24 protein-coding genes and 1 pseudogene are annotated in these 21,699 nt (G+C 67.1%); 7 read left to right on the plus strand and 18 right to left on the minus strand.

Annotated elements, in window-relative coordinates:
* Positions 1–13: 13 nt before the first annotated feature.
* The 11 genes from CFB89_RS24390 to CFB89_RS24440 form a co-directional block, all read right to left on the minus strand.
* Positions 14–1,504 (minus strand): aldehyde dehydrogenase, encoded by a 1,491-nt coding sequence (locus CFB89_RS24390; protein WP_089470106.1) that lies wholly within the window; start codon positions 1,502–1,504, stop codon positions 14–16.
* Positions 1,505–1,576: 72 nt separating this feature from the next.
* On the minus strand, positions 1,577–2,398 hold the full coding sequence (locus tag CFB89_RS24395; protein WP_089470107.1) for an aspartate dehydrogenase: 822 nt from the start codon (positions 2,396–2,398) through the stop codon (positions 1,577–1,579).
* Positions 2,391–4,058, minus strand: coding sequence for a thiamine pyrophosphate-binding protein (locus tag CFB89_RS24400; protein ID WP_089470108.1), 1,668 nt, complete (start codon positions 4,056–4,058; stop codon positions 2,391–2,393). Before CFB89_RS24400 ends, CFB89_RS24395 begins: the two co-directional genes overlap by 8 nt.
* A complete protein-coding gene (locus tag CFB89_RS24405; RefSeq protein WP_089470109.1) occupies positions 4,051–4,848 on the minus strand; it encodes an SDR family oxidoreductase in 798 nt (265 codons plus the stop codon). Before CFB89_RS24405 ends, CFB89_RS24400 begins: the two co-directional genes overlap by 8 nt.
* The gene (locus CFB89_RS24410; protein ID WP_089470110.1) at positions 4,845–5,702 is read right to left on the minus strand and encodes an IclR family transcriptional regulator; all 858 of its coding nucleotides are present in this window, start codon (positions 5,700–5,702) and stop codon (positions 4,845–4,847) included. The genes CFB89_RS24405 and CFB89_RS24410 overlap by 4 nt, the downstream gene beginning before the upstream one ends.
* Positions 5,703–5,781: 79 nt before the next feature.
* Complete coding sequence (locus CFB89_RS24415; protein ID WP_089470111.1) at positions 5,782–6,684, minus strand: alpha/beta fold hydrolase; 903 nt, start codon at positions 6,682–6,684, stop codon at positions 5,782–5,784.
* Positions 6,685–6,702: 18 nt separating this feature from the next.
* Positions 6,703–7,230 carry a cupin domain-containing protein gene (locus tag CFB89_RS24420; RefSeq protein ID WP_006489904.1) on the minus strand — a complete coding sequence of 176 codons (528 nt, stop codon included), beginning with the start codon at positions 7,228–7,230 and terminating at the stop codon, positions 6,703–6,705.
* A 34-nt stretch (positions 7,231–7,264) separates the two neighbouring features.
* A complete protein-coding gene (locus tag CFB89_RS24425; RefSeq protein ID WP_089470112.1) occupies positions 7,265–8,035 on the minus strand; it encodes an SDR family oxidoreductase in 771 nt (256 codons plus the stop codon).
* Positions 8,028–9,098: an aromatic ring-hydroxylating dioxygenase subunit alpha gene (locus CFB89_RS24430; RefSeq protein ID WP_089470113.1), complete on the minus strand. Its 1,071-nt coding sequence runs from the start codon at positions 9,096–9,098 to the stop codon at positions 8,028–8,030. Before CFB89_RS24430 ends, CFB89_RS24425 begins: the two co-directional genes overlap by 8 nt.
* 63 nt (positions 9,099–9,161) lie before the next feature.
* Entirely contained in the window at positions 9,162–9,473 is a 312-nt protein-coding gene (locus CFB89_RS24435; RefSeq protein ID WP_089470114.1) for a recombinase-like helix-turn-helix domain-containing protein, read from the minus strand.
* A 1-nt stretch (position 9,474) separates the two neighbouring features.
* The gene (locus tag CFB89_RS24440; RefSeq protein WP_006489883.1) at positions 9,475–9,792 is read right to left on the minus strand and encodes a non-heme iron oxygenase ferredoxin subunit; all 318 of its coding nucleotides are present in this window, start codon (positions 9,790–9,792) and stop codon (positions 9,475–9,477) included.
* Positions 9,793–10,236: 444 nt separating this feature from the next.
* Here CFB89_RS24440 and CFB89_RS24445 point away from each other — a divergent pair, with 444 nt between their 5' ends.
* Positions 10,237–11,316 carry a porin gene (locus CFB89_RS24445; protein ID WP_089470115.1) on the plus strand — a complete coding sequence of 360 codons (1,080 nt, stop codon included), beginning with the start codon at positions 10,237–10,239 and terminating at the stop codon, positions 11,314–11,316.
* A 113-nt stretch (positions 11,317–11,429) separates the two neighbouring features.
* Here CFB89_RS24445 and CFB89_RS24450 read toward each other — a convergent pair whose 3' ends face one another.
* The 5 genes from CFB89_RS24450 to CFB89_RS24470 all read right to left on the minus strand — a co-directional run bounded on the left by CFB89_RS24450 (position 11,430) and on the right by CFB89_RS24470 (position 15,599).
* The gene (locus CFB89_RS24450) at positions 11,430–12,323 is read right to left on the minus strand and encodes an IclR family transcriptional regulator (protein WP_373559872.1); all 894 of its coding nucleotides are present in this window, start codon (positions 12,321–12,323) and stop codon (positions 11,430–11,432) included.
* 71 nt (positions 12,324–12,394) lie between these two features.
* The gene (locus CFB89_RS35490; RefSeq protein ID WP_256979753.1) at positions 12,395–12,880 is read right to left on the minus strand and encodes a hypothetical protein; all 486 of its coding nucleotides are present in this window, start codon (positions 12,878–12,880) and stop codon (positions 12,395–12,397) included.
* 295 nt (positions 12,881–13,175) lie between these two features.
* Positions 13,176–13,382, minus strand: coding sequence for a hypothetical protein (locus CFB89_RS24460; RefSeq protein ID WP_034204546.1), 207 nt, complete (start codon positions 13,380–13,382; stop codon positions 13,176–13,178).
* 303 nt (positions 13,383–13,685) lie between these two features.
* Positions 13,686–14,285, minus strand: coding sequence for an alpha-ketoglutarate-dependent dioxygenase AlkB (locus tag CFB89_RS24465; RefSeq protein WP_179233524.1), 600 nt, complete (start codon positions 14,283–14,285; stop codon positions 13,686–13,688).
* A gap of 168 nt (positions 14,286–14,453) precedes the next feature.
* Entirely contained in the window at positions 14,454–15,599 is a 1,146-nt protein-coding gene (locus tag CFB89_RS24470; protein ID WP_089470117.1) for a metallophosphoesterase, read from the minus strand.
* 254 nt (positions 15,600–15,853) lie between these two features.
* On the opposite strand from CFB89_RS24470, the pseudogene CFB89_RS24475 reads away from it, so the two are divergent.
* Together CFB89_RS24475 and CFB89_RS24485 are read left to right on the plus strand one after the other, a co-directional pair.
* Positions 15,854–16,417: pseudogene (locus tag CFB89_RS24475) on the plus strand (TolC family protein); the annotation flags it as partial.
* A 303-nt stretch (positions 16,418–16,720) separates the two neighbouring features.
* On the plus strand, positions 16,721–17,428 hold the full coding sequence (locus CFB89_RS24485; protein WP_089470118.1) for an MgtC/SapB family protein: 708 nt from the start codon (positions 16,721–16,723) through the stop codon (positions 17,426–17,428).
* Positions 17,429–17,479: 51 nt separating this feature from the next.
* Here CFB89_RS24485 and CFB89_RS24490 read toward each other — a convergent pair whose 3' ends face one another.
* Positions 17,480–18,199, minus strand: a complete 720-nt coding sequence (locus tag CFB89_RS24490) for an autoinducer binding domain-containing protein (RefSeq protein ID WP_089470119.1) — start codon at positions 18,197–18,199, stop codon at positions 17,480–17,482.
* Positions 18,200–18,272: 73 nt separating this feature from the next.
* Between CFB89_RS24490 and CFB89_RS24495 the strand changes: the two genes are divergently transcribed.
* The 3 genes from CFB89_RS24495 (at position 18,273) to CFB89_RS24505 (ending at position 20,339) form a co-directional block, all read left to right on the plus strand.
* On the plus strand, positions 18,273–18,716 hold the full coding sequence (locus tag CFB89_RS24495; RefSeq protein ID WP_089470120.1) for a DUF4902 domain-containing protein: 444 nt from the start codon (positions 18,273–18,275) through the stop codon (positions 18,714–18,716).
* A gap of 210 nt (positions 18,717–18,926) precedes the next feature.
* Complete coding sequence (locus tag CFB89_RS24500) at positions 18,927–19,535, plus strand: acyl-homoserine-lactone synthase (protein ID WP_089470121.1); 609 nt, start codon at positions 18,927–18,929, stop codon at positions 19,533–19,535.
* Positions 19,536–19,586: 51 nt separating this feature from the next.
* Positions 19,587–20,339, plus strand: coding sequence for a hypothetical protein (locus CFB89_RS24505; RefSeq protein WP_179233525.1), 753 nt, complete (start codon positions 19,587–19,589; stop codon positions 20,337–20,339).
* Between the two features lie 204 nt (positions 20,340–20,543).
* On the opposite strand, the gene CFB89_RS24510 is transcribed toward CFB89_RS24505, so the two are convergent.
* A complete protein-coding gene (locus CFB89_RS24510) occupies positions 20,544–20,834 on the minus strand; it encodes a hypothetical protein (RefSeq protein ID WP_089470123.1) in 291 nt (96 codons plus the stop codon).
* A gap of 301 nt (positions 20,835–21,135) precedes the next feature.
* Between CFB89_RS24510 and CFB89_RS24520 the strand changes: the two genes are divergently transcribed.
* Entirely contained in the window at positions 21,136–21,522 is a 387-nt protein-coding gene (locus CFB89_RS24520) for a VOC family protein (RefSeq protein ID WP_089470124.1), read from the plus strand.
* Positions 21,523–21,699: the final 177 nt, after the last annotated feature.

Raw genomic sequence — 21,699 nt, forward strand, 5'->3', positions numbered from 1 at the left:
CATTCCCCTTCGCTCAGTTCGCCCACGGCAGCGGCGCGTCGTTCAAGCCCCAGTAGAGACTCTTCTGCTGCATGTATTCGCGGATGCCCAGACGCCCTTTCTCGCGGCCCATCCCGCTCTCCTTCCAGCCCGAGAACGGCGTGGAGATCGAGAACAGCTTGTACGTGTTGATCCAGACGGTGCCCGTCTCCAGTGCCCGTGCGATGCGCCATGCACGCTTGTAGTCGCGCGTCCAGATGCCGGCCGCGAGGCCGAACACGCTGTCGTTCGCCTGCGCGATCAGCGATGCTTCGTCATCGAACGGCATCGCGACCAGCACCGGCCCGAAGATTTCCTCCTGGCAGATGCGTGCGCTGTTCTGCAAGCCTTCGAGAATCGTCGGCTGATAGAAGAAGCCGTTCTCGCGCCCGTCGCCCGACGGCCGCTCGCCGCCGCACAGCAGGCGGCCGCCTTCTTCCAGCCCGAGTGCGACGTAGCGTTCGACCGATTCGCGATGCTTGGCGGTGATCAGCGGGCCCATCTGCGTGTCGGGTCGCATTGGGTCGCCCACGCGCAGCTTGCGTGCGCCGGCCACCAGCCGCTGCATGAAGGCGTCGTACACCGCGCGCTGCACGAACAGCCGCGAACCGGCGATGCATGCTTCGCCTGACGAGCTGAAGATCCCGTACAGCACACCGTTGACCGCGTGATCGAGGTCGGCGTCGTCGAACACGATCGTCGGCGACTTGCCGCCGAGTTCGAGCGACACCGGCATCAGCTTCTCGGCGGCGATGCGCGCGATGCCGCGGCCCACTTCGGTGCCGCCGGTAAACGACACCTTCTTCACCCGCGGATGACGCACCAGCACGTCGCCGATCACCGAGCCCTTGCCCGGCAGCACGCTCAGCACGCCCTTCGGCACGCCGGCTTCCTCGCAAAGGCGCGCCAGCGCGAGCGACACGAGCGGCGTGACTTCGGCCGGCTTGAGCACCACCGCGTTGCCGCCGGCCAGCGCCGGCGCGAGTTTCTGTGCATCGGACGCGATCGGCGAATTCCACGGCGTGATCGCCACGATCACGCCGATCGGCTCGTACACGCTCATCGTCAGGTAATCGCCGCGCGACGGCGTCAGTTCTTCGTCGAGCGTTTCCAGGCAGGCCGCGAAATAGCGAAACGTGTTCGCCGCGCTGGCCACCAGCACGCGCGTCTCGGCGATCGGCTTGCCGTTGTCGCGGCGCTGCAGGTTCGCGAGCGCCTCGTGGCGCTGCATGATCAGGTCGGCGATCCGGTACAGCACCTGCGCGCGCTGATGCGGCTTGAGCCCGGCCCAGTCGGCGCGTCGCCATGCGGCGTCGGCGGCCACCACGGCGTCGGCCGCGTCTTCCGCGTTCGCCGTCGACACTTCCATGTTCAGCGACTGGTCGGCCGGATAGTGGCTCGCGTGAGGCGCGCCACGGCCGCGCCGCCACGCGCCGCCGATCAGGATGTTGCCGTCGGGCACGAGGCTCGTATCGAAAGGAGTCATGTCACAAGTCCCACAAATCTGTCTCTGCACGTCCGCCCGCGCCGTGGCGCGGGCGGACGCTCGATGGTCCGGTCAGATCACGCAGCAGGCCGCGCGGTTGCGCAACGCACGGATCGCGCTGTACGCCGTCAGCGCGGATGTCTTCGGGTTGTCGGGCAGCGGCTTGCCGCTCATTTCCAGCGACATCTCGCCGAATGCGCCGCGCGCGGTGATGCGGTGCACGTTGCGCTCGACGGCCGGATCGGCGATCAGGCGCACGTGCGTCGCATCGAGGCCGAGGCCCGCGAGCGCGACCGTCGCCGCGACGTTCGCGTTCTTCGGATACAGCCGCGCGGCGTCGCGCGCGGTGCCTTCGAAGATCACCTTTTCCGCGGTCATCGCGCGCAGGTCGCACAGTTCCTCGGCCGGCGTGCCGAGCCAGCCGAGCGGCGGCTTGCGGCCCACGTATAGCACCTCGTCGAGCCCGCCCTGCTGCGCGGACGCCAGCGCATCGATGCCGCCGATCGCGCCGGACAGCAGCGTCACGGTGGCGCCGCCTTCGTCGGCGGCCTGCGACAGCACGTCGAGCAGCGCGAGATCGGACAGCGCGCCGATCGACGCGACCGCACAATCGGTGCCGGCCTTCAACAGCGGCACGACGTGATCGACGAGCGCGCCGTGGCCCGCGCATTCGAGCGCGAACTCGGGGCGGCGAGCCAGCGCGTCGACCGACGACACGACCTCCACCGCACTGCCGAGCTCGCGCTGCACCGCGTCGCGCTGATGCGCCGGCACGATCACGTGCGCGACGTGCAGCGACGCATCGTGCTCGACCGCGCGGTACACGGCCGCGCCGATCGCGCCGAAGCCGATCATCGCGACGTCGACGGGTGCCCGCTTGTGCCCGTTATGCATACTGGCGCTCCGTCGGCGCTTCCTTCTTCACCGGCGGGCCCGCGAAGGCGGACGCGAACGAGCCGACCGACAGCATGTCGACCTCGACCATCACCGGCCCTTCCTTCGCGATCCCTTCGCGCACGATCGCTTCGGCCTGGTCGAGCGACGTGATCCGGTAGTGCGTGAGGCCGAAGCTCGCGCAGAACTGCGCGAAATCGGGCTGGTGCAGTTGCACGAAGCAGCGGCGGCCGCCGTAGTGCGCATCCTGGATGTTGCGGATCACGCCGTAGCACTGGTCGTTCATCAGCACGATCATCACGTTCGCGTTTTCCTGCACGGCCGTGACGAGTTCGCCGACGTTGACCATCAGGCCGCCGTCGCCGACGAGGCAGACCGTCTTCGCCGCCGAACCGGCCAGCGCCGCGCCGATGCCCATCTGGATGCCCTGGCCGATGCCGCCGCCGAGCGCATGCACGCCCGCGCGCGGCTCGAAAAGCTTCAGCAGGCGGTTGCCCCACGTGCTGTTCGAGATCGTCACGTCGCGCACCCAGTTGTAATCGCGGCCGACGGCGCTCTGCAGCGTGTCGACGAGCTTCCTGTACGGCCCGAGGCCCTTCGCCACGTCGGCCACCGCGTCCTCCCGGGCCGCCGCGAGATCGGCCGCGAATTGCGGATCGACCGACAGGCGGCCTTCGAGGCGGTCGGCCAGCTCGGCCAGCACGCGCTTCGAATCGCCATGCACGAACAGCGCGTTGCGATAGCCGCGGTTGTCGGCGAGCGCATCGGCATCGATGCGGAACAGCGGCTGCGGCAGCGCGAGCTTGTATTTCAGCGTCTCGTTGCCGCGCAGGCGCGAGCCGACCACGACGAGCGCGTCGCAGGTCTTGTAGAACGCTTCGACCGACGCATGCACGTTGAACGCGCCGAGCGTCGCCGGGTGATCTTCCGGCAGCACGCCGCGGCCCTGCACGCTCGTCACGACGCCGAAGCCGAGCTTCACGAGGCGTTCGACTTCGTCGCGTGCATGGCGCGCGCCGCCGCCGAGCCACAGCAGCGGGCGGCGCGTGGCCGCGAGTGCGTCGGCGAGCTTCGCGACGCGGGCGCTGTCGTGCTCGCGCACCGCGACGTGGGCGGGCGCGAGGTCTTCCGGCCATTCGATTTCGGCCGCCTGGATGTCGATCGGAATCTCGACGGAGACGGGGCCCGTCGGCGCGGTCTGCGCGATGCGCACGGCTTCGCGGATCGTCGTCAGCACGGTTTCGACCGTGCGCACGCGGAACGCGGCCTTCGAGATCGAGTCGAGCATCGACAATTGGTCGGGCGCTTCGTGGATGTACGCGAGATCCTGGTCGAGGTACGGCGTCTCGATCTGCCCGGTGATGTGCAGTAGCGCGGTGCCGGCCGTCAGCGCCTCGACCATCGCGCCGGCTGCATTGCCCGCCGCCGTGCCCGTGCTCGTGAACGCGACGCCGAGGCCGCCCGACACGCGGGCCAGCCCGTCGGCCATGTTCAATGCACCGGCTTCGCCGCGTGCACCGACATACCGGATGTTGCCGCGCGAGTTGATCGCGTCGAGGATCGGCATGTTGTGGATCGAGATGACACCGAATGCGGTCTTCACGCCGCACTGCTCGAGAAAGGCGGCAATCAGCTCGCCGACCGTGGTTTTTTCAGACATGGCGTGCAAAGCCTCCAGAAACGTCGATATGGCTGCCCGTCGTGTAGGACGACAGATGCGTTGCGAGATAAAAAAGCGCCCAGGCCGCCTCGTCGGGCTTGCCGAAGCGATTCAGCGGAATGTTCTTCTTGCGGGCGAGCGCGCCCGTCCACGCCTCCCAGCTTTCACCGGGCTGCGCCTGCGTGTCGTAGCGGCGGCGCCATTGCCCTGACTCGACGATGCCGATCAGGATCGAGTTCACGCGGATGCGCTGCGGCGCCAGTTCGGTCGCGAGCGACTTCACGAGGCTCAGCACGCCGGCCCGCGCCGACGACGTCGCGACCATGTGCGGCTCGGGCTGCAGCGCGAGCAGCGAGTTCACGCAGGTGATCGTCGGCGCGGGCGCATCGCGCAGCAGCGGCACGAATGCGCGCGTCGGGCGGATGATGCTGAAGTACTTCAATTCGAGTTCCTCGCGCCATGCGTCGTCGGTCGTGTCGGCGAAAGTCGACACGCGGCCCTGGCCGGCGTTGTTGATCAGCATGTCGGCGCGGCCGAAACGCGCGGACACCGCTTGCGCGAATGCGGTCACGTCCGCTTCGTCGAGCACGTCGCAGCATGCGGTCAACAGGTGTGCGCCTGCGTGCTTGTCGCGAAGCATCGCTTCGGCGCGTGCGAGGCGGTCGCTGTCGCGGCCGCAGATCGCGACCGATGCGCCGGCCTGCAGGAACCGTTCGGCCGTCGCGAGGCCGATGCCGGACGAACCGCCCGTCACCACCGCCACTTGCCCGGTCAGATCGATCTGGATCATCGGAGTCCTAAAGCCTTCAAAAACGTGTGCTCGTCATCCGAGCGGTAATTGAGCCGTCGCGACAATTCCGCGGCCGCGCGCTGCACCTTGTCGATCAGGCCGTCCGCGATCAGCGCCGCGTCGATCTCCGGACGCGGCACCGTCACCGTGATGCACGCGACGATCTTCTGCGTCTCGTTGCGCACCGGCGCCGTGACGACCGAGATGCCCCGCTCGAACGACGAATTGCTGACACCGTAGCCGCGCTGCGCATCCTCGCGGATCACTTCGTACAGCGCGTCGACCGTCTCCGGCGTCGCGCTCGTCATCCGGTTCAGCGCGCCTTCCGGATACAGCGCGTGCAGCGCTTTCAGCGACAGGTCGCCCATCAGTACATGGCCGTGCGTCGTCGCATGCGCGGGCAGCCGCGTGCCGACGTTCACGCGGATCGAGCTGAACACCGGCGACTGGCTCTGCGCCTTCGCGACGAACACCACGTCGCGGCCGTCGCGGATCACGATATGCGTCGTGAAGCCGGTCGCATCGCGCAGGCTCTCGATCACCGGCAGCCCGAGGTCGGTCAATTCAAGCGAGCTCAGATATTCGAAGCCGAGCCGCAGCACGGCGATGCCGAGCTTGTAGTTGCGATCCTTGTCCGCACGTTCGAGAAAGCCGAGCGATTCGAGCGTCTGCAGCAGACGGAACACCGTCGTGCGCGGAATGCCGAGCCGTTTCGACAATTCGGGCGCGCCGAGCACGGGCTCGCGCGGCGAGAATTCGGCGAGGATGCGCAGCCCGCGTTCGAGGCCCGGCACCACGTAGCCGGCTTCGGCCTTCGCGTTGTCCGCGTCCTGTCGTTGTAACGGTTCGCTCATGATGCCTCCGGCCGGGCCGCCCGAAGGGAGACATGCGTCCCCTCTGGGCGCAGCGAACAAACGTAAGCGTGACGGTCGTTCATTTCAGGCCCCGTTGACGATCGCATTGACGGCAGAAGCCGTCGATCAGCGACGAATAAACCGCCGGTTGCTCCACATAGCCCGCGTGACCGGCCTGCGGAATCACCTGCAGCTCCACCTGCGCGGCCGCGGCGATCCGCTCGCATGCGGCAGGCGGCGTGATCGCGTCGTACGCACCGACCGCCACCGCCGTGCAACCGCGGAAACCGGCGAGATCGGCCGCGAGATCGGCGTTCGCGAGCAGGTGCGTGGCCTGCGCATAGCCGGCCGGCACGACGCGCGCCATGTTCCAGCGCACCCACGCACGCGCCTCCTCGTTCGCGAAACCGGACAACATGTTGCCGCTGCGCTGCTCGGCGAGCCCGGCCGGGCCAAGTTCCGCGAGCATCGCGAGCCGCGCGTCGCGGCGCGACTCGCGGGTGTCGGCCGGTGCGCTGCCGTAGCCGCCCGCGGGCGAGATCAGCAGCAGGCCGGCGATCCGCGCGGGCATCACACGCGCCAACCCGCCCGCGATGATCGCGCCGAGCGAATGCCCGACCAGCACGCAGCGTTCGATGCCGAGTGCCTCGAGCCACGCGTTCAGCGACGCCGCGTAATCGGCGGCGGCCGGCGACCCGCCGTGCACGGGCGTCGACACGCCGTAACCGGGCGCATCCCACGCGAGCACGCGGCGCGATGCACCCAGCGTGTCGAGCTGGCTCACCCACGATGCGGCGCCCGAGCCGATCCCGTGCAGCAGCACGACGGGCAGCGCGCGGCCCGCACGCTGCACGCCGGCCGCGCGGTAGCCGATCGTGCCCGCCGCGCCGGCTTCGCAACGCTGCTCGGGAAATTGCCCGAGCAGCGCGGCGAACGCCGCGGTGCGGTCGCGTTCAGGTTCGCGTTTGTCGATGACACGCATTGCTTCACCGGCTCCGTCTCAACGCTTGATCTTCGCGAGCGGCGAATCGGGCGGATACGTCGGCGTGATCGGCTTCGACGACCCGAGCATCACGCACATCAGCGCATCTTCCTCGCCGATGTTGATTTCCGTCCGATACACGCCCGGCGGCACCGAGATCAGGTCGCGCTCGCCGAGGATCGCTTCCCACGTCTCGCCGTCGCGCTCGCAGATCACCTTCATCTTGCCGCGCAGCACGAAGAAGATTTCCTCGACGTCGATGTGGATATGGCTCGGGCCGATGTTGCCGGCGGGGATCACCATCGTCGAGAACGTGAAGTTGCCGGCCGGCACCGTGTTGACGTCCTTCGCGACGCCCGTGCCGCCCGTGCCGACATAGCGCATCTGTGCGCGGCGGTACTTCGGGTCGTAGTCGGCCTGGAACTTCAGTGCGTCCCAGTCGTAGCGCCGCGTCGCGTAGCGCGCGACGCGCCCTTCCATCCAGTCGTTGAAGCTTGCGCCTTCCGGCTGGTCCCACGACTTGCGTTCGAGATCGGCGTCCGCCATCGTCCTCTCCTTCATTCCGAGTGAAAACTTCAAATCAGTTCATTACGAAGCCGCCGTTCACCGGCAGCAGTTGACCCGTCACGAAGCGCGCGCCGTCCGACAGCAGGAACAGCACGGGGCCCGTCACGTCGTCGGGCACCTGCGCGCGGGCAAGCGCACGGCCCTGCAGGTAGAACGCGTGGCGTTCGGCCGGCACGTAGGCCGTTGCCTCGACTTCGGTGAGCCCCGGCGCGATCGCGTTGACCGTCACGCCATGCGCGCCGAACTCGCGTGCCTGCGCATGCGTCATCGCGATCACCGCGCCCTTGCTCGCGACGTAGGCGAGCAGCTTCGGCGCGCCCCACAGCGCGGTGTCCGATGCGAGGTTCACGATCGCGCCGCGCCCCGATTGCGCGAGGTGCGGCAGCGCCGCATTGCTGACGAGCCACACGCCGCGCACGTTCACGTTCATCACCGCGTCCCACGTCGACACGTCGAGCTCCGTCGACAGCTTGCCGCCCGAGTTCGTGATCGCCGCGTTGTTGATCAGCGCGTCGATGCCGCCGAGCGCCGCCGCGCCCTGCGCGACGAATGCGTCGATGCTGGCCGGATCGGCGAGATCGAGCGCGAAGCAATGCACGGTGTGGCCGGCTTGCGCGAGCTGCGCGGCCAAAGCGCGGCCCTCTTCGATCAGCACGTCGCCGAATGCGACCTGCGCGCCCGCTTCGACCAGCGCCTTCACGAATGCGGCGCCGAGCCCGCGCGCGCCGCCCGTGACGAGCACGCGGCGACCGGGCAGCGCCACGACCGGAGCGAGCTCAGCCATTCGCGGGCTCCGAAGCGGCGTGGGCCGCGCGATGCGCGTCGAGCGCGGACAGATGCTCCTGCGCACGCTGGCGCAGCATCCGGCGCACGCGCGTGATGCCGACGTCGTGCTGGTACAGATATTCGTGATCGCGCGCGTGCGGCGCGAGGCTTTCGAGGACGTAGCGATCCTGCTCGAGCACGTCCCAGTGCAGGCCTTCGAGGCGGTTGCGGTACATGAAGCGCCACACGTCGCGCTGCCAGCCGCCGACCTTGCGGGTACGCCAGAAGTAGACCTGACAGTGGTCGCCGTCGACCGGCGTCGCGAAGCCGATGATCCCGAAGTTGCCGCCGGGGCCGAACTTCTGCTTATAGGGAATCGCGAGGCGCATCCACAGGCAGCCGGTTTCGCCGAGTTCGACCCAGTCGAAGTTCACGTCGCGCTGGCCGATCTTCTCGAACATCAGGCCCGTGTCCGTCTTGCGCACGCGCATGTCGGCCTGCTTGTCGCCTTCGGCCATCGAGTGCGACGTCGCGTGGAGATACGCGCCGTGCATCGGGTCCATCACGTTGTCGATCGCGTACTGGTAATTGCACTTCCAGTTCGACACGCACAGGAAGTGCGCGTACTCGTCTGCGACCAGTTCTTCCGGCAGGTTCAGCGGCGCCGGCTTGCCGTGCGCTTCGTCGCCGAACCACAGGAAGATCGCGCCGGCCTTCTCTTCGACCGGATACGACTTCACGCACTTCGTGCCTTCGAGCGGACAGTTCGACACGGCCGGCACGCGGTTGACCGTGCCGCCGCCGTCGACTTCGATGCCGTGATACCAGCACGCGATGTTGCCGCCGAGGTTCCAGCCGAGCGACAGTCGCGCGCCGCGGTGCGGGCAGCGATCTTCCAGCGCGTGGACCTTTCCTTCGTGATCGCGCCACAGCACGATCTGCTCGGACAGGCGCGTGAGGCCGACGGGCGCGTTCGACACCTGCCAGCTCGGCGCGACGGGATACCAGTAGTTCTTGATGCCACGGTCGAGATAGTCGCGGACCGGGTCGTGTCGGGTTTCGTGTTGGTCGGGGGACGTCATCAGTGTGCTCCGGATGCGGTTGTCGTCGGGTCGGCGCTCAGGCGCGCGGCGCGGTCGGTGCGTTCATTCCGCCAGCGAGGCCATTGCGGCGCGGAAACGCTCAGGCGTCCAAACCGTGCCGTCCGGCGCGCGGAAGCCGATGCGATTCAGGCCCGCGACGACGTCGTGCAGCTCGGTCGCCCCTGCTTCGAACACGCGCTCGAGCGCATCGCCGAGGTCGTTCTCGTACTGCGTCGGTTCGGCCTTGCGGTTCTGCCAGACCTGGTTCTCGACCTGGCCGGGAATCTCGATCTGCCCCTTGCCGGCGACGTTGTTCGGCTGCGGCGCCACCCACGGCTTCAGGAAGGGATTGAAATTGACGGTCGCTTCTTTCATGTCACTCCACCTTGATCTGGATTTCTTCACCGGCGAGGCGCACCGCGTACTGCTTCAGCGCACGCCCGCCCGGGCCCTTCAGGCATTCGCCCGTCTTGATGTCGAACACGGCCTCGTGCAGCGGGCATTCCACCGTGCCTTCGTCGACGAACCCTTGCGTCAGCAGCGCGTACGCATGCGGGCACACGTTCTCGAGCGCATACACGTCGTCGCCGACGCGGTAGATCCCGATTTCCACGCCGTCGGTCCGCTTGAACTCGATCGGCGTGTCTTCCGACAGCGCACCGGCGTGACCGGCGCAAATCCATTGCTCTGACATCTCGCACCCTTCCTTCTGATCGACTCTCGGTTTGTTCCGATTTGTTCCATATCAGGAACAACAGTTTATGGATGGTGATTATAGGAGCGACCTTCCACGAGTAAAACAAAAAGCTTCATGTCCTAGGGAAAACACCGACCGTCAGGGCGGCGAACACCACGACCTCACCGCTCGAATGTGATTTTTTGTTTGAAAACGGGTGCTTATCGGCTTTTTCGAGACGTTCCGCGTGATGACCGGGCATCCCTACGGCGCCCATCCGTCCCGAAAAAATTATTTTTGATCCGACGCGCGACGCCCCTATACTCCATTCCATAAAAGGCACATTGTTCCTTATATGGAACATACGAACACCCACTCGGCAATGAACATGCGCGACGGCCGGCCGTCCCCGCGCAGGCCGTCACAACACGTATTCATCAGGTTGGAGAGTCAGGAGACGAAATGGTCAAGCATGCGGTAGCAGCGGCAGTCATCGGAATGGGCGCCGCGTCGGGCGCGTGGGCGCAAAGCAGCGTGACGCTGTACGGCAGCATGGACGCGGGTGTCGCGTACGTGAACAACGTCGGCGGCCACGCGAAGTGGGCAATGATCCAGGGCAATACGCAGCCCGACCGGTGGGGCCTGAAGGGAAAGGAAGATCTCGGCGGCGGGCTGTCGGCGATCTTTCAGCTGGAAAACGGCTTTTATACGAACAACGGCCAGTTCGCGACCGCGAACACGATCTGGAACCGGGCGGCGTTCGTCGGCCTCGGCTCGGAGCACTACGGCACGCTGACGCTGGGCCGCCAGACGCCGCTGTCGTTCGACTATCTCGATCCGCTCAGCACCGCGTACCTTGCGCTGAGCTGGTACGCGTTCCATCCGGGCAACATCGACGGGCTCGCCGCGACCGGTAACGTGCCGTACAACAATTCGGTCAAGTACCGCTCACCGACGTTCGCGGGTTTCTCGGCCGCGGCCATGCTCGCGCTCGGCAACACGACGAACTTCTCGACCGGCAAATCGGTCGGCGTCGCGCTGAACTATGCGAACGGGCCGTTCAAGGCGTCGGCCGTCTACTCGAACGAGCACGACCGCTCGATCCTGATCGGCCAGACCGGCATCGCGTCGTTCCAGGGGCAGAACACCGCGAACGGCTACCTCGCGAACAAGGTCGAGAACATCGGCGCGGGCGCGTCGTACCAGATCGGCGACTTCCTCGTGCACGGTCTCTACACGCGCGTGAAAATGCAGTCGAACGGGTTTTCGGACACGTTCCAGAGCTACGACGCGGGCGTGAACTACCGCAGCAGCGCGTTCAACACGATCGCGGGCGGTGCGGCGACCACGACGCTGGCCGGCCGCCGCTGGACCCAGGTCGAGCTCGGCGACATCTACGCGTTGTCGAAACGCACGCAGTTGTATGCGAACGTGCTTTACGAACACGGCTCGGGCGGCGCAAAGGCCGCGTTCTTCACGGCCGGCGTGTCGAGCACCGCGAATCAGGTGATCGTGCTGACCGGGATTCATCACTCGTTCTGAGCGCGTTGAGGCGCCGGGTTTCGGCGCCCGAAAACGACAAGAGCGGCCCGCGGGTCGCTCTCTTCGTTTGCAATGCCGCGCGCCGCGGCGGATACGACGCGCATGCGTCAGAGTCAGAACATCGCGACCTTGTGGCGCGCATGCGCGAACGTCGGGTCGCTTTCGAGCGGACGATAGTTCAGCCGTTGCGACAGGTCGACCGCCGCGCCGCACACGGCTTCGACGAGCCGCTCCTTCTCGCCGGCGTCGCCGATCTCCGAGCGCGGCACCGTCGCGGTGATCGCCGCGACGATCGAGCCCGAATGATCGCGCACCGGCGCGGTCACGGCCGAAATGCCGCTCTCGAACGCCGCCTCGCTGACCGCGTAGCCGAGCCGTGCGTAATGACGCACACGTTCGTACAGTTCGTCGACGGTGCCGGGCGTGCGCTCGGTGAACTGTTCGAGTTTCTTCTCCGGATAGAGCTGCCGCAGCGCATCGCGCGTCAGGTCGCCCATCAGCACGTGGCCATGCACGGTCGCGTGCGCCGGCAGCCGCGTGCCGACGTGCACCTTCACCGAACCGAACATCGACGCATTGCTTTGCGCCTTCGCGACGAACACCACGTCGCGCTGGTCGCGGATCAGCAGGTGCGTCGACAGGCCGGTCGAATCGCGCAGCCGTTCGAGCACGGGCGTGCCGAGATCGGTCAGTTCGAGCGAATTCAGGTATTCGAAGCCGAGCCGCAATACGCCGACGCCGAGCCGGAAATAGCGGTCGCCGTTCACGCGTTCGAGGAAACCGAGCGCCTCGAGCGTCTGCAGCAGGCGGAACGTGGTCGTGCGCGGAATGCCGATGCGCTTCGACAACTCGGGCGCGCCGAGCACGGGCTCGCGCGCGGAGAATTCGGCGAGAATCCGCAGCCCGCGTTCGAGCCCCGGCACCAGATAGGACGAAGCGCCGCCCGACGACTCGTCGTCGCCGGGCGTCGCCGGATCGGGTGTACCGCTCATCGTTGTCTTGACCATGTGGACATGGACGGAAGGAAGTCAGTCACGAAACAGGTCGTCGATCGTCGTGGATATTCAGTCATGCTACCTCAGTGCGCGGACAGGCTCGCACCGGCACGCGGCGCCGCGATGCAGGATGCGCCGCCACGCCGCCATGACGCGTCATTCAAGGTCGAGAGGATAGCAGCGTTGGACGGCGCGACGCCATGCGGAAATCGCCGGACGGCGGCCGCGCGCGGCGCTGGTGCGCGGCACGCGGTCGGGCGACGATGGACGGAGCGTGGGATTCGCCGCCCGGATTGCCTACAGGCGCGACAGATAAACGCGAATGGTCGTGCGGTCGTATGCAAGCTGCCGGCCGGATCCGGCTGCAGTACCCGCGTCAGATCGACCGGACGCAGCCATCCGGCACCCAGCAAGCCGCCGTTGATCCCGCGGATTCGGGTGCCGCCGACGGCGATCGCGGCGTGAAAGACATCCGCGCCGCGCGCGAAGCCCACCGCGGTGCCCGCCGGAATGCTCGCGCGCTCGTCCCATTGATTGCCGGTCTCGAAGTTGAAGCGCGTCTTCCACAACTGGCCAATCGTATCGAGTAGCGCGCCGGGCGCAGCAGATACCGGACGTACGCCGCGGCGTCATAGCAAACGCCGCCGGACACGTATTCGTCGATGTTCGCCACCCCGAACATCAACGCCTGCGCGTGTTTTTGCCGCTCGGCGATGCCGGATTGGCCGACATGCCCGCCCGACCCTGGCAGACCGCCTCTCGCCACCAGCGAACAGCGAAAAATGAAAGACAATCGGGAAAGCACCGCCCCGCAACGGGCGGCACAGAGGAAGACGATCCTCGGGCGGAATCGCCGCGACGGCGTCAGGCCGTCACGGCGGCGTCATATTCGGCGCGGGCAAGCTGGCCGGCGGCGTATGCCTCGGCTTCGCCGCGAAAACCTTCGCGGCTGAACGCCACGACTTTCACGCCGACGCCGGTCGCCCGCTTCACCGTCAGCGCCCATTGCCATCCGCCGTCTTGCTCGAAGACGTGCAGCGAGGGTGCGAAGGAAGGGTCGAGTACGGTCACGCGTTTTGCTCCTGCCCCGTTGCGCGCTGCGTCGGCCACGCACGGAGACATGTCGAAAGGGTCGCGCCGATAGCCGGCGCACTTCTGTCATTCGACAGTTTATTCAAGGAATGTTGCGACGCACCATCAGAGGTTTCACTCACCTATCGAAACCGGCCGGTCGATCGAATTTATCTGAAACCTATATGGGACGCGCCTCGGCGCCCGGTCACGCCTCCGGCATCGCGTTCGTGCGGCAACGTGCCGCACGCGCGACCGGTTGCTTGCATCCGCCTTTCACGGATCGAAGAAATGGGACGCGACCTACCCGGCCGCCATGGATACGCGCCGGAAGGTCAGGTTCACGCGTTCGCCCGGCACGCCCGGCGCCTTCGGCACGCGGTGCTGCCATTCGGCCTGCGTGCGTCCGCGCATCACGAGCAGGCTGCCGTGCACGAGCCGATACGCATGCGTGACGCCGGTCGCGCGATGGCGAAGATCGAACACGCGCATCGCGCCGAGGCTCACCGACGCGATCACCGGCGCGTCGCCGAGTTCGGGTTCGTTGTCCGCGTGCCAGCCGAGGCTGTCCAGCCCGTTGCGATAGCGATTGAGCAGCACGCTGTTGAAACGCACGCCGCAGGTCGCCTCGACCGCCTGCTTCAGCCCGAGCACGGCCGGCGTCCAGGGCTCCGGCACGTTGCGGATGCCCGAGTACACGTACACGGCATCCGGTTCGCCCTGCCACGCTGTGAGCCGCGGCAACGGAATGCGTCCGCGCGGCGTGCGGATCGTGTCCTGCCGCCATGCGACCTCGCCGATCAGCGCGGCCAGCGCGCGATCGGCGTCGGGGGGTGCCAGCCAGTCCGGGTACCAGTCCACGTCGGGCGCGGGCGTATCAGCGAAGAGATCGGGCGTCGACATGTCGGCAGGAACGGGCGAGGAACGGCGTGAACGAGACATGTCTGCATACTAGCCAACGGCGCCGCGCGCCGCCATGCGCTGTCATTCGCCGCCGAACGGCCGAAAGGAAGCCGCCGTGCACCGCGATGCGCGTTCGTGTCGCGCGACGGCCGCCCCCCGACCCATCGACTAGCCGCGCGTCAGCCGAATCAGCGTGATCTCGGACGGCACGCCGAAACGGTTCGGCGGCCCCCAATAGCCGGTGCCTCGGCTCGTATACAGCCACATGTCGCCGAAGCGGTTCAGCCCGCCGATCACCGGCTGCTGCAACCGCACGAACGGCGGCCACGGCAGGAACTGGCCGCCATGCGTGTGCCCCGACAACTGCACGGTGAAGCCCGCGCGGTTCGCCGCTGCCGCGCTGCGCGGCTGGTGCGCGAGCAGGATCTTCGTGCCGACGTCGCGCGGCGCACCGGCCAGCGCCTGCTCAGGATCGCTGCGATGCGCGGGATCGAAGCCGCCCGCCGTGAAATCGGTCACGCCCGCGAGCACCGCCCGCGCGCCGCCGCGCTCGATCAGCACGTGCTCGTTGAGCAGCACCGTCAGCCCGATACGACGAAACTCGTCGATCCATGCATGCGCACCGGCGTAGTACTCGTGGTTGCCCGTCACGAGGAAGGTGCCGTGCCGCGAGCGCATCTGCCCGAGCGGCGCGGTATGTTCGCGCAGGCGCTTGACCGAACCGTCCACCACGTCGCCCGTCACGACCACCAGGTCGGCGTCGAGCGCATTGACCGCGCGCACGATCCGTTCGATGTAGGGCCGCTTGATCGTCGGCCCGACGTGGATGTCGGACAGTTGCACGATCGTCAGCCCGTCGAGCGCGGCCGGCAGCCCGGCGACCGGAATCGACACGCGCTTGACCGCGGCGGTGCGGCGCGCGCCGACGAACCCGATCACGGTCGCGAGCACCGCGGCCACCAGCACGCCGAGCGCCGTGTCGGGCGCCGCGCGGCTCCATGCGCCGTCATGCCCGAGATGCCGCCACGCGAACACGCCGAGCAGCACGATTTCGCGCAGGAACGTGAGCACCAGCAGCGACGAGAAGAAACCCATCGCGAGCGCGCCGGCCCAGCCGACCAGCGTCGCGGCCCAACCTTCGTCGAAGCGACGCGAGAACATGCCGACCGGAATCAAGACGACGAAACTCGCGAGCACGAGCGCCGCGATCGTGCGTGCGAGCGGCGACGCGAACGCATCGGGAATGATCCGCATCCCGACGTACAGATGGAACAGCACGCCGATTGCAATGAACCGGACAAAGAAACTTCGCATGGAACGTTCACCTTCGTTGCACGACCGCTTCCGCGACGCGCACGGCACGGGCCGTGATGGCCGGTGCCGCGCGTCGCACCCTACGCACGATGGTACACAGATCCCGGCCGCGACGACGGGTCGCGGCCGGCGGTGCAGCGCCGTGCGGCTTGACGCGACAATGGGCATCGTCCCGCCGCCAGGTCCATGCGCTTCGTTCTCGTCGACGTCAATTTTTCGTGCGCATCGCGGAAGCGAACAACCTCACGCGCGGCGCGGTCGAGAAGGCCAATCGCGCGAAGATCAAGGCAGCGGAAGCCGCGTTCATGCCGAAGATCTTCCTGTCCGCGTCGACGTCATATGCGAGCGGCGGCACGTCCCTCTCCGCGCTGCCCGCGATCGGCGACCAGGCGCCGACCGTCAACCTGAACGGCAGCCGCTACGGCGGCGGCGTGTTCGTCGGCGTGACGATTCCGCTGTACGACGGCGGCCTGCGCTCGGCCGTGCTGATGCAGGCGCGCAACGACGCGGAAAGCGCATCCGCGCGCCTCACGCGGACCAAGGAGGAAGCCGTGCGGCAGGTGGTCGCCGCGCAGAACGCGGTGCAGACGAGCCTGGCGTCGCACGACGCCGTGAAGGCGCTCGTCAATGCCGCGCAAACCAGCTACGACGCGGCGCTGACCGCGTACCGGAACGGCGTCGGCTCGGTCACCGATGCGACGATCGCGCAAAGCCAGTTGCTTGCCGCGCGGAACGCGGAAGTGGACAGCTATGCCGGCGCGTTGTCGGCCGCCGCCGCGCTCGCGCTCGCGACGGGGACGATCGGCGCGGCGCAGTAGCGCTGGCCGCAAGGCGGTTGACGCAGGCGCGCGCCGCCCACTAGAATGCCGCCCATTCTTCCTTCAGGAACCATCGTGGACAGTTGCAGCACTCCGTTGCGTGCGCCGCTTGCCGCCTGAACGCCTGTCCGCCGCAGTTCTCCTGCCCGGCTCGCGTTCCGCGAGCAGCACGCCATCCGTTTCACATTGAATGACGCATTCGCGCGGTACAGTACCGCGCGATGACGGCTATCGCCGCGCCGCGTTCGGCCTTGCGCCGAGGCGACGCGCGCCGGCATGCGCTTCTTGCACGGCAGGACAACCATGACTTTCGATTTCGCACTCCGTCTTTTCACCGCGTTCGCCTGCGGCGTCGCCATCGGCCTCGAGCGGCAGATGCGCCAGCGCACGGCCGGCCTGCGCACCATCACGCTCGTCGCGAGCGGCGCGTGCCTGTTCGTCACGCTCGGCGTGCTGACCGGCAACGGCGTCGCGGGCGTCACGCAGATCGCCGCGTACGTCGTGTCGGGCGTCGGCTTTCTCGGCGGCGGCGTGATCATGCGCGACAAGGGCTCGATCCAGGGCATCAATACCGCCGCGACGCTGTGGTGCTCGGCCGCCGTCGGCGTGCTGGCCGGCTCCGGCCACTACGTGCCCGCGCTCGCCGGCACGGGCGTCGTGCTGCTCACCAATACGGTGCTGCGCGGCGTCAGCCAGGCCATCAACGCGACGCCCGTGTCGAATGCCGATCTCGTGCGCGAATACCAGATCACCGTGATCTGCCTCGCCGCCGACGAAGTGCACATCCGCACGCTGCTGTCGAATTCGATGTATGCGAAGCCGCTGTCGTTCCAGAGCCTCACGAGCGAGGACGTGCCCGAGCAGCCCGACCGGCTGAAGGTGACCGCGACGCTGAAGCTGCATCCGAAGGATCAGCAGAAGCTCGAGCAGATCGCGAGCCGGATGAGCATGGAGAAAAGCATTTCCAGCGTGAGCTGGACCGCGAAGGAAGCGGAGCCGCTGATGGAATGAGCCGCGGCGCGGCGGCCGCCGCATCCGGCGCCGCCGTCGCGCGACGTCGCGTCAAGGTGCTTCGATGAGGCCGGCCGAAATCGCCTTGACGACCGCCTGGACCTTGTTGGTCGCGCCGAGCTTCTCGAGGATGTTGTTCACGTGGAAGTTGACCGTCCGCTCCGAGATGCTGAGGATCTGGCCGATTTCGCAAGCGGTCTTGCCCTCGGCCGTCCAGCACAGCACCTCGCGCTCGCGCGCGGTCAGCGTGACGCCCGCCGCGGGCGACAGCTTCGGCACCATGAAGCGGCTCATCAGCGAATGCGACAGGTTCGCGAGCCAGTTCGTCTGCAGCGTCAGCATGTTGATCTCGGCCGGCGTCAGCGGGTCGGCATGACGGGCGATGCTCAACAGGCCGAACGAGCCGCGCGCCGCCCAGCTCGATTGCGCGACGCCCACCGACAACCCGAAGTCGCGCGCGTCCCGCCACAGCGGACATGGGTCGATGTTGTCGACGTCCGGCCAGACGATCATGTTGGTGCTGAACGCGCCGTCGCGAACCGTCGAGTCGATCTCGATATAGTTCTGCGCCTGATAGTGCGCCATCCAGCCGTCCGGATAGGTATTGAAGATGGCGACCGCCGGCTTCGAAACGGGCAGCGGTACGCGAATGCCGTAACAGCAATATTCGAATCCCAGCCGCCTGGAATAGGCGGCGATCCGCTGGAAGAGTTGCTGCTCGTCTTCCGCGGCGCTGAATTGTTGGTAGGCATCCTGCCAGCGCAGTTCCATTCTTTCTCCGACAACGTCACGCTGTCATACTTGTCAGGTTCCAGCACCCGTTTGAGGCTGATACATTCCGCGCATGACTTCACCCTTGCTGCACCCTGTCCCCGGCCCGTCCCCGGACGGCTACGTACGCCTGTCAGAAGGCGCACTGGCCACACTTGTGCTCGACCATGTCGCGAGCGGCCTCGACCCCTCGCTGCTGGCCGAACTGCGCGACAACGCGATCGACGCCCGCCTCGCCGGCTATACCGAATGGCATCGCGCGGCGGGTGCCGGCGTCGCCTACGTGACGGTCGGCTGGGACTGGTACCTCGAACGCACGACGGGCACGTTCATCATCGCGGGCGGCGACGTCCGCAGCAACGTGATGGCCATCGACGCCAAGGGCGCCGACATCGGCATGTTCCGCACCGCCGCCGCACTCGCCGCGCGGCTCGCCGCCATCGACTGGCCTGCCGCGGTCGCGTCGGCCCTCCTCGGGCACAACGACGCCTATCATGCCGGTCCCACGCTCCAGTGACAACCGGCTGCGCATTCCTCTGACAATTTTGCAAGACTGGCGCTCTTTATAAGCAAAAGCGGCCCGGTTTTCAATCCCGTCGATCAAGAAACCGTTACCACCGCGCAAATGGCGTCTTTACGCCGTGACCCTGTAAGAGTTACCAGTTACAGGCTCCTCGTGCCGCGCGCTGTAATGCGTGCATACAAAAGCACAGATCCGAGGACATCCATGCAGACCTTCGTTCACGAGGAAGGGCGGTTGCCACACGAACTCGCGGCGGATCTAGGGCGCTATCGGCGCCGCGTGTTCGTCGAACAGCTGGGTTGGGCGCTCCCGTCGGCGAACGAAAGTTTCGAGCGTGACCAGTTCGATCGCGACGATACCGTCTACGTGTTCGCACGAAACGCCGACGGCGACATGTGCGGCTGCGCGCGCCTGCTGCCGACGACGCGCCCGTATCTGCTGAAGTCGCTGTTCGCCGACCTGGTCGCCGAGGACATGCCGCTGCCGCAATCGGCCGCCGTCTGGGAACTGTCCCGATTCGCGGCGACCGACGACGAAGGCGGGCCCGGCAACGCCGAATGGGCCGTGCGCCCGATGCTCGCGGCCGTCGTCGAGTGCGCGGCGCAGCTCGGCGCACGGCAGTTGATCGGCGTGACGTTCGCGAGCATGGAGCGGCTGTTCCGCCGGATCGGCATACACGCGCACCGCGCAGGCCCACCGAAGCAGGTCGACGGACGCCTGGTGGTCGCATGCTGGATCGACATCGACTCGCAAACGTTTGCTGCGCTAGGAATCGAGCCGGGGCAGGCTGCCCGGCAAGCTATCGCCGCCTGAGCCGGAACGCACGTTTCCGTCCGGGCGGTATCGTAACGAAGGAGAACCAACGTGGACCAGTCCCAGGTCTTTCGCGCGATGATGCCCGGCCTGACGAGCGCCAGTGGCGCCCGCATCGCGGTCGCCTATCCAGCGTTTCCCAGGCCCTTGCCGCTCGTGCGGCTCGACCGCCGCGGGCTCGTGTTTCGTGCGGCCGGCGCCGCGCCGCTCGTGTGCGGGCTGCCGCGCCCGGCAACCCTGCTGGTCGCGGACGAGCCGCTATGCTCGCTGCGCCTCGTGATCCGCGAGATCGCCGCGACCGGCGATGGCCGGCACGACCTGACGATGCAGCCGTCCGGCGCTGCCGGCGACGAATTGCTGTGGCACGCCTTGCGCGATCGCGAGCCGTACCGGCAGATTCGGCACCCGCTCGCGCCGGTCGCCTCGGACCGCGAACCGCATGCGGCGGCTGGCGAATTCGCGGCGCGCCCGTCGCGCAGCGCGGCTTTCCGGCTGCCCAGCCACAGCGACGCGCTGTTCTTCGCGGACTGGCTCGAATATCACTTCGACGAATTGCGCGCGCTGTCGCAACAGCACGGGCCGCGACTGCAGCTCAATCAGCTCGAACGACAGGTTGACGATGACGAGGTCGGCGTGCGTTTCGTCTACGACATCGACGGACATGCGACGCGGCACGCATTGACCGACTGCGCGCGCGAGGCGTGTGCATGGATCGAGACGGAAATGCGCAGCAAATACGCGCTGCCGGTCGCGCAAGAGCGGTTCGGCGGGTTGGCGGCGCATGCGCGGGCCGGCGGCATGTGAATGAGGCCGTGCCGCGCGCCGCCACACAGCGGTCTGCGCGGCGGCACGTTGTGCGGATGCAACGAGGGCTTGCAAAGGTCCGGGTTTTCCCTTAAATTTACGTCTGTCTCCTCCATGTCTCCAAACATGGATTCAGCCCGCTCAAGCAGCGGGCTTTTTTATTGCCCGAACGGTTTGTGGGGCCGCATCGCCTTCCCCGTCTGGCTAGGCCGCTGGACGTATATCAGTCGGTCGCAGCCAGTAGTAGTACACCGCAAATGTCAGCGCGACCGCGGCCACAAGCGCCAACAGCAGGTACAACCAACCCTTCCTGGTCGCCGGCAGGTCCGTCAGGGCACCGACGTCGCCCGTCAGCGCCGCCAACGCGACCATCGCCAGGCCCGCCAGCACCAACGTCCCCTTTGCCACCCACCCGAAACCGGCCTCCAGTCCAGCCACCCATCGCCACTGACGATAAGGTCCGGCAACCGGCCGACGAAGATCGGGCTTACCCATGCATCATCTCCGGCCCGGCATGCACGTATGCGCACGTCGTGCGACGGGCGCTGCCCAACGCACGAATTCGAATGTCTTGCCGACGAGTGGCTGCTGCGACGCGGCATGCCCACATTGGATCGAGAAGCGTCATGTTTTTTCTTTCGCAAGATGAAGCTCGACACAATTCGATCCGTTGGGCCGGGCCGAATCGATATCGTTCGATACCGCAAGTATCCCCCGAAGGGCGGCCCACTCGCCTCGCGCATCGGGATCGGCCGGCTTATCATTGAGCGGCCCGCCACTTCCCGCCGAGGCCATCTTGCACGCCCATCTGCGCATTGCCCGCCCGGTCAGCAACCTTGCCCGCACCGAGCGCATGTATCGCGACGCCCTCGAGCTGTCAGTACTGGCGCGCTTCGAAGATCACGACGGCTTTTCCGGCGTGATGCTCGGACGCGAAGGCCTCGACTATCACTTCGAGTTCACGCACTGTCCCGACCATCCGATCGCGCCGTCGCCGACACCCGAGGATCTGATCGTGTTCTACCTGCCCGATCGTCCGGAATGGGAATCCGCCTGCGAGCGCGCGACCGCACACGACTTCATTCCCGTGACGTCGTTCAATCCATACTGGGAAATATCAGGCCAGACCTTCGAGGATGCCGACGGCTACCGGATCGTGTTGCAGAACGGCACGTGGCGCTGACGAGCAGGTTCGCGTGAGCCGTTACGCGCGGGCATGGCCGTCGTGGCGGTCGCGCCCCTGCATCGGTCGATTGCGAGCGAGGCAGCGTCGGGCATACGGTTTCGATTCGACGGCGTGATCGTTCCGCGAGTACGGAGTGGGCGGACGCCGCGCACAACACAGCCGACATCACAAGCC

Source organism: Burkholderia sp. AU16741 (genome assembly GCF_002223345.1).
Taxonomy (GTDB): domain Bacteria; phylum Pseudomonadota; class Gammaproteobacteria; order Burkholderiales; family Burkholderiaceae; genus Burkholderia; species Burkholderia sola.

Coding starts and splice junctions, on each gene's coding strand:
- CFB89_RS24390 (WP_089470106.1), bottom strand. CDS start 1,504: ATGACTCCTTTCGATACGAGCCTCGTGCCCGACGGCAACATCCTGATC.
- CFB89_RS24395 (WP_089470107.1), bottom strand. CDS start 2,398: ATGCATAACGGGCACAAGCGGGCACCCGTCGACGTCGCGATGATCGGC.
- CFB89_RS24400 (WP_089470108.1), bottom strand. CDS start 4,058: ATGTCTGAAAAAACCACGGTCGGCGAGCTGATTGCCGCCTTTCTCGAG.
- CFB89_RS24405 (WP_089470109.1), bottom strand. CDS start 4,848: ATGATCCAGATCGATCTGACCGGGCAAGTGGCGGTGGTGACGGGCGGT.
- CFB89_RS24410 (WP_089470110.1), bottom strand. CDS start 5,702: ATGAGCGAACCGTTACAACGACAGGACGCGGACAACGCGAAGGCCGAA.
- CFB89_RS24415 (WP_089470111.1), bottom strand. CDS start 6,684: ATGCGTGTCATCGACAAACGCGAACCTGAACGCGACCGCACCGCGGCG.
- CFB89_RS24420 (WP_006489904.1), bottom strand. CDS start 7,230: ATGGCGGACGCCGATCTCGAACGCAAGTCGTGGGACCAGCCGGAAGGC.
- CFB89_RS24425 (WP_089470112.1), bottom strand. CDS start 8,035: ATGGCTGAGCTCGCTCCGGTCGTGGCGCTGCCCGGTCGCCGCGTGCTC.
- CFB89_RS24430 (WP_089470113.1), bottom strand. CDS start 9,098: ATGACGTCCCCCGACCAACACGAAACCCGACACGACCCGGTCCGCGAC.
- CFB89_RS24435 (WP_089470114.1), bottom strand. CDS start 9,473: ATGAAAGAAGCGACCGTCAATTTCAATCCCTTCCTGAAGCCGTGGGTG.
- CFB89_RS24440 (WP_006489883.1), bottom strand. CDS start 9,792: ATGTCAGAGCAATGGATTTGCGCCGGTCACGCCGGTGCGCTGTCGGAA.
- CFB89_RS24445 (WP_089470115.1), top strand. CDS start 10,237: ATGGTCAAGCATGCGGTAGCAGCGGCAGTCATCGGAATGGGCGCCGCG.
- CFB89_RS24450 (WP_373559872.1), bottom strand. CDS start 12,323: ATGGTCAAGACAACGATGAGCGGTACACCCGATCCGGCGACGCCCGGC.
- CFB89_RS24465 (WP_179233524.1), bottom strand. CDS start 14,285: ATGTCGACGCCCGATCTCTTCGCTGATACGCCCGCGCCCGACGTGGAC.
- CFB89_RS24470 (WP_089470117.1), bottom strand. CDS start 15,599: ATGCGAAGTTTCTTTGTCCGGTTCATTGCAATCGGCGTGCTGTTCCAT.
- CFB89_RS24485 (WP_089470118.1), top strand. CDS start 16,721: ATGACTTTCGATTTCGCACTCCGTCTTTTCACCGCGTTCGCCTGCGGC.
- CFB89_RS24490 (WP_089470119.1), bottom strand. CDS start 18,199: ATGGAACTGCGCTGGCAGGATGCCTACCAACAATTCAGCGCCGCGGAA.
- CFB89_RS24495 (WP_089470120.1), top strand. CDS start 18,273: ATGACTTCACCCTTGCTGCACCCTGTCCCCGGCCCGTCCCCGGACGGC.
- CFB89_RS24500 (WP_089470121.1), top strand. CDS start 18,927: ATGCAGACCTTCGTTCACGAGGAAGGGCGGTTGCCACACGAACTCGCG.
- CFB89_RS24510 (WP_089470123.1), bottom strand. CDS start 20,834: ATGGGTAAGCCCGATCTTCGTCGGCCGGTTGCCGGACCTTATCGTCAG.